We start from the raw sequence: 3,320 nt of genomic DNA, 5'->3' as shown, positions 1-3,320 counted from the left end.
GATCACCACCGCGGCGCGGGCGCTGGCGGCGGGCGGCCTAGGCGATGCGTCCGCGTCGTCACGCTGTCCACCAACCACAGCGTCGACGGCGTCGTCACGGGCGCGGGCAGCGTCCGCGTCGCCGCGCAATGAGGAGACATGCGATGACCAGACCCGCGACAATGTTCCTGATCCTCGCCGGCGCGACCGCCCTGTCGGGCTGCGGCACGATCGGCCAGCTCAAGACGATCGGCAAGGCGCCGAAACTCAGCGAGATGACCGCGGTCGACACCCCGCTGACCGAGGATTCGCTCGGCCAGCCGAGCCGTCGCCCGGCTGCGCCGCCACTGGCCCTGGCGCCCCCCGACGCATCGCTGTTCCGCGCGGGCGCGGGTGCGTTTCTCGGCGACCAGCGCGCCGCGCGCAAGGGGGACATCCTGACCGTGCGGATCAACGTCAGGACCGCGCCGAGGTCGGCAACACGACCGCACGCACGCGCGGCGGCTCCGAGAATGCGGGGCTGACCGCAGCACTCGGGCTCGGCGCGCGACGCCCGATCCGCTGATCGCCGGCAATTCGAAGTCGCAGTTCAACGGATCGGGCAATATCAGCCGGTCGGAAACAATCAGCATGACGATGTCGGCGATCGTCACCGACGTGCTGCCCAACGGCAATCTGATGATCCGCGGCCGCCAGGAGATCCGCGTCAATTACGAGCTGCGCGAGCTGATCGTGACCGGCATGGTGCGCCCGCAGGATATCAGCCGCGACAACAGCATCCGCCACACGCAGATCGCCGAGGCACGGATCAGCTATGGCGGCCGCGGCCAGCTGACGCAGGCGCAGCAGGCACGCTGGGGCCAGCAGATCTACGACGCCCTCTTTCCGTTCTGAGGCGCGTGCCCACGCTGCAAATAATCCGCGCAGCGCGACCAACTATCCGGATTTCTTCCCAGAATAAGGAGCGGGTCGGATCTGACCGCTCCGTCGGCGAGCGCCGTACGGCTCAAGGACGCAGAAGCGACCGACTATTCCAGAAGGAAGAATATCATGGGAATGTCCGTTAACACCAATGTTGGCGCGATGGCGGCCCTCCAGGCCCTCAACGAGACCAGCAAGGGTCTGTCCGTCGTCCAGAGCCGCATCAACAGCGGCCTGAACGTCGCATCGACCAAGGACGATTCGGCAGCCTTCACGATTGCCCAGGGCCTTCGCGGCGATCTGGGTGGCCTCAAGGCGGTCAACTCCTCGCTCAGCCGGGCGAAGAGCGTGGCCGACGTTGCGGTCGCAGGCGCAGAGCAGATCTCGGACGTCGTCAACCAGATGAAGACGCTCGCCAAGCAGGCGTCGGACGATGGCATCAGCGACGAGAGCCGCGCTGCGTACAACAAGGACTTCACCGCCCTTCGCGACCAGATCAGCACGATCGTCGATTCGTCCGAGTTCAACGGTACGAACCTGCTCAAGACCGGCGGCGGCACCGTGAGTGCGTTGCAGTCGCTGACCAACAAGGCAACCGGCACCGACACCTACGATCCCGATACGCTCTCCATCGCCAACCAGGAAATCGACCTGCCGGCGACGGAAACCGCGTCCGCGGGCGTGGGTACCGGCGTGCTCGGCCAGGATTCGGAAATCGACACGGCTGCCAAGGCCAAGGCGATGGTCGATACCCTGGACACGCTGGGCAGCTCGCTCAACACCAAGCTGAGCGATCTCGGCTCGGGGTCGCGCAAGATCGACGCACAGATGACGTTCACCAGCAAGCTGTCGGACGCGATCGAAAGCGGCGTCGGCAAGCTGGTCGACGCGGATCTGGCCAAGGAATCGGCGAAGCTGCAGGCACTGCAGGTCAAGCAGCAGCTTGGCGTTCAGGCGCTGTCGATCGCCAACCAGGCCCCGCAGACGATCACCTCGCTGTTCCGGTAAGCCGGTACGAGACACGATCCCGCCAAGTCCCCCAAGCACATCGGCGGGGGCTCGTGGAAACCGGGGTGGCCGATCGGCCATCCCGGTTTTTTCATGCCTGTTTTCAGGCGCCGGCGCGCCTCGATACGGGTAATCCCTTAATAGCCGTGCGGCCCGGTTCGACTAGGGTCGAGCGAACCGGCGGGCGAACCGGCGGGCGGGCCAGCCGCGAACGGCCGGAGAGGATGAGGTCATGGACTACCGCGTTTCGCTGTCGCTCTCGGTCACCGACCCGCATGCGCTGTGGTCCGCCGCGGCGGCCTGTGCGCTGACCGCGCCGGGCATGACGCTCGACGACGTCATCGAGACGATCGGCAGCGAGCATGATCCCGACATCGCCGACTGCATCGCGCTGCTGCTGCTGTCGCCGCGGATCACCGGGGCGCGAATCGAAGACTTCGCCTGCCGTCGCGCCGGCAGGCCCGAGCGCGTGGCCGACATCACCCCGCTGCCGACCCGCCCCCGCGCGACGCGGCACGGGCTGAACGCCAACGCCTGAGATACGCCGGGCCGGGGTTCGGTCTAGCGCGCTAGCTCGAGCGCGATCAGGCGCGGCGCGCCGCCACCTCGACCAGCAACACCGCCGCGATCGTCGGATCGACCCGGCGCAGGGCCGTGGAGACGTCCTGCGCCAGTCGCCGTGCATCGACCGGCGTCGACGCGGAGGCATGCAGGCGCGCGAATTCGATCGACGCGACCAGCGCCGCCTCGCGCAGTTCGGGCCGACGCGTCTCGATCGCCCCCGCGCCTGCGACATCCGCGGCCTGAAGCACCAGCTTGACCTTCAGCCGTCCGTCCGCGCGATCGCCCTCGACGATCGGCACGTCGAGCGGATCGAGCATCACGAACAGCGGCGACGGCCGTACGGGTTCACCTTCCGCCCCGCCTCCTTCCGCCCCGCCCCCTTCGGACGCCGCCGCGCCCGGCGCCATGACCGGCGCGGTCAGCAGCGCCGCGATCAGCAGCGCGATCTGCTTGGGTGAAGGGCGGGTGCGCATCGCTCGGGCTCCGGTTTGTGGTTTCGTCGGGACGTCGCCCCGAATGCCGGCCCACGCCGACGATCCGCAGGTCTTTGCCTCTATAATAGGAGGATAGCGGAGGGATGGAGCGCAAGTGAGCCACGATCAGAAACCCGCGCGCGTCAGGATCGTCGCGAACGGCGCCGCGACGGACGCCCGTCGGCGCGGCGATGCAACGGCGATCGCGCCGATGCCGACCACCGGACCAGTCGATGGTCATCATGCCGCTGCAGGCAACAGGGTCGCGACGATCGTCCTCGCGCTGCTGTTCCTTGGCGCCGCCGCCGCTGCCGCGGTCGCGGTGACCTTGGCCTTCGCATGATCCGCCTCGCCATCGCGCTGGCGATCGGCGCA

General features: G+C 68.1%; 3 protein-coding genes and 1 pseudogene. 3 read left to right on the top strand and 1 reads right to left on the bottom strand.

Annotated features, from left to right (window positions below):
- Window positions 1-143 precede the first annotated feature (143 nt).
- The 3 genes and pseudogenes from flgH (at window position 144) to NI18_RS19855 (ending at window position 2,446) form a co-directional block, all read left to right on the top strand.
- Window positions 144-873: pseudogene (gene flgH / locus NI18_RS19865) on the top strand (flagellar basal body L-ring protein FlgH).
- Between the two features lie 156 nt (window positions 874-1,029).
- Window positions 1,030-1,908, top strand: a complete 879-nt coding sequence (locus tag NI18_RS19860) for a flagellin (RefSeq protein ID WP_031395278.1) — start codon at window positions 1,030-1,032, stop codon at window positions 1,906-1,908.
- A gap of 232 nt (window positions 1,909-2,140) precedes the next feature.
- Complete coding sequence (locus NI18_RS19855) at window positions 2,141-2,446, top strand: hypothetical protein (protein ID WP_052149372.1); 306 nt, start codon at window positions 2,141-2,143, stop codon at window positions 2,444-2,446.
- A 46-nt stretch (window positions 2,447-2,492) separates the two neighbouring features.
- Here the strand turns inward: NI18_RS19855 and NI18_RS19850 are convergent, their stop codons facing one another.
- A complete protein-coding gene (locus NI18_RS19850) occupies window positions 2,493-2,945 on the bottom strand; it encodes a hypothetical protein (RefSeq protein WP_052149371.1) in 453 nt (150 codons plus the stop codon).
- Between the last annotated feature and the right edge of the window lie 375 nt (window positions 2,946-3,320).

This window comes from Sphingomonas sp. Ant20 (assembly GCF_000783375.1).
Classification (GTDB): domain Bacteria; phylum Pseudomonadota; class Alphaproteobacteria; order Sphingomonadales; family Sphingomonadaceae; genus Sphingomonas; species Sphingomonas aerolata.
Note: the sequence above shows the minus strand (reverse complement) of the source record. Positions and strands in the feature narration are given on the sequence as shown.

Coding starts and splice junctions, on each gene's coding strand:
- NI18_RS19860 (WP_031395278.1), top strand. CDS start 1,030: ATGGGAATGTCCGTTAACACCAATGTTGGCGCGATGGCGGCCCTCCAG.
- NI18_RS19855 (WP_052149372.1), top strand. CDS start 2,141: ATGGACTACCGCGTTTCGCTGTCGCTCTCGGTCACCGACCCGCATGCG.
- NI18_RS19850 (WP_052149371.1), bottom strand. CDS start 2,945: ATGCGCACCCGCCCTTCACCCAAGCAGATCGCGCTGCTGATCGCGGCG.